General features: G+C 70.3%; 2 protein-coding genes. Both read left to right on the forward strand.

Annotated features, from left to right (window positions below):
• Positions 1–442 (forward strand): DinB family protein (locus tag WA805_RS22260; protein ID WP_425243301.1); only part of this gene is annotated, 442 nt, incomplete at its 5' end.
• A gap of 73 nt (positions 443–515) precedes the next feature.
• On the forward strand, positions 516–1,935 hold a 1,420-nt coding region (locus tag WA805_RS22265; RefSeq protein ID WP_425243302.1), incomplete at its 3' end, for a glycosyltransferase 87 family protein.

Genomic DNA, 1,935 nt, shown 5'->3' on the forward strand with positions numbered 1-1,935 from the left:
CACTTTGGAGATGAAGTGCGCAGGTCTTGACGCGGAGGCCATGGCGCGGCGTTCGGTCGAGCCGTCGACGATGTCGCTGCTGGGGCTGGTGCGGCACCTGGCCGACGGGGAGCGTTTGACGTTCCGGGTGATGATGGCGGGCCAGGACGTGCCCCGGCTGTTCGGCTCCGGTGACGCTGATTTCGACGGCGCGGTTCCCGACCCCCGGGTGGTCGCGGAGGCCTGGGAGGCATGGCGGGCGGAGGTGGACTTCGCCACGCGGTTCGTGGCCCAGGCGCCCAGCCTCGACATCACCGCCGACGATCCATTGAACCAGCACGGCAGCGGCGGCGGGCCGATGTCGCTGCGCGAGGTGCTGGTCGGGATGATCGGGGAGTACGCCCGCCACATGGGCCACGCCGACCTGCTGCGCGAGCGGATCGACGGGCGCATCGGCCAGTAGTAAAGCCTTAAAGATTGGTTACGGTCTCCACGGGCATCAGCCCAAACGCGCAGCGTGGTGGCACCCTCGGCGCATGAGCGCAAAACTCCGGGTCGCCGCGATCATCTCGTTCCTGCTCGTCCTCGGGGGCATGATCCTGCTGGTCGCGCAGCCTGGGCTCGACCCGGCGCGGCTCCAGCCGCTGGCGCCGGTCGGAGGCGCGTGGATCGCGTTCGGCTGTGCGGCGTGGCTACTGCGAAAGGTCACGCTGAAGCTCGCGGTCGGGCTGATCCTCGTCGGCGGCATCGCGCTCCAGGTGGTCGCGATGACCGGGCCGCCGCGGAACAGCAGCGATTCCTACCGGTACATCTGGGACGGCAGGGTGCAGGCGGCGGGCATCGACCCCTACCTGTACGCGCCGGCGGACGAAGGGGTCGCCCGGCTGCGCAACGACTTCCTGTGGTCGGGCACCGGGCCCGGACACTACGGGGTCTGCCTGCAGGTGAATCACGTCAGCACGATCGACCCGGCGGACAGCCTGGTGGCGGGCTGCTCGAAGCTGAACCGGATCAAGGTGCCCACTGTGTACCCGCCGGTGGCCGAGGCCTACTTCCTCGCCGTGCAGCTCGCCGCGCCCGCGGACGACTCTGCCATCCCCGTCCAGGCCGCGGCGGCCGCCTTCGCCATGCTCGTCACGGTCATTCTCCTGCTCGGGCTGCGCAGGCTCGGGAAGGATCCGAGGCTCGCCGCGCTCTGGGCCTGGTGTCCCACTGTCATCCTCGAGTGCGGGCAGAACGCGCACGTCGACGTCGTCGCGGTCGCGTTGACGCTGGTCGCGTTGCTGTTGCTGGCGAGGGCCAAAACCGAGGGCAGAACCGTGCTCGGCGGGGTCCTGCTCGGGCTGGCGATCGCCACCAAGGTGACGCCCGTGCTGGTGGCTCCGGCCGTGCTGCGCCGCGGCTGGTGGCTGATCTCGGCGTCCGTCGCCGCGGCGATCTCGCTGGTCTACACGCCGCACGTGCTGGCGGTCGGCCGCAAGATCATCGGTTTCTTTCCTGGTTACCTGCACCAGGAGGGGTACTCGACGGGAAAAGGCTTCAGCGTCATCGGGCTGTTCGTGCACGGCAAGACGGCCACCGTCGTGGCTGTGGTTATCCTGGCCGCGATCGCGGTGGCGATCTACCGGTTCTGCGACCCGGACCAGCCGTGGCGCGGCGGCGTGCTGATGACCTCCGCTGCCCTCGCCGTGTGCACGCCGGACTTCCAGTGGTACGCGATCCTGCTTGTGATGCTGGTCGCGCTCGACGGCCGCCCGGAGTGGCTGGCGATCGCGGCAGGTGGCTACCTCGCGAACAACGCGAACCTCCACCTCGCCGGCATAGTCATCACCCACACCCGGCTGTGGGGGTACGGCGGCGGCGCCGCCGTCGCGTGTGCCTGCGCCCTGGCCCGGTACGTGCTCGAGCGCCGCGCCGCTGGCCGCGTCCCGGCCGTCCTCGCCAGGGCGCCCCAGC

The organism is Trebonia sp. (assembly GCF_049794275.1).
In the GTDB taxonomy this organism is placed as follows: Bacteria; Actinomycetota; Actinomycetes; order Streptosporangiales; family Streptosporangiaceae; genus Trebonia.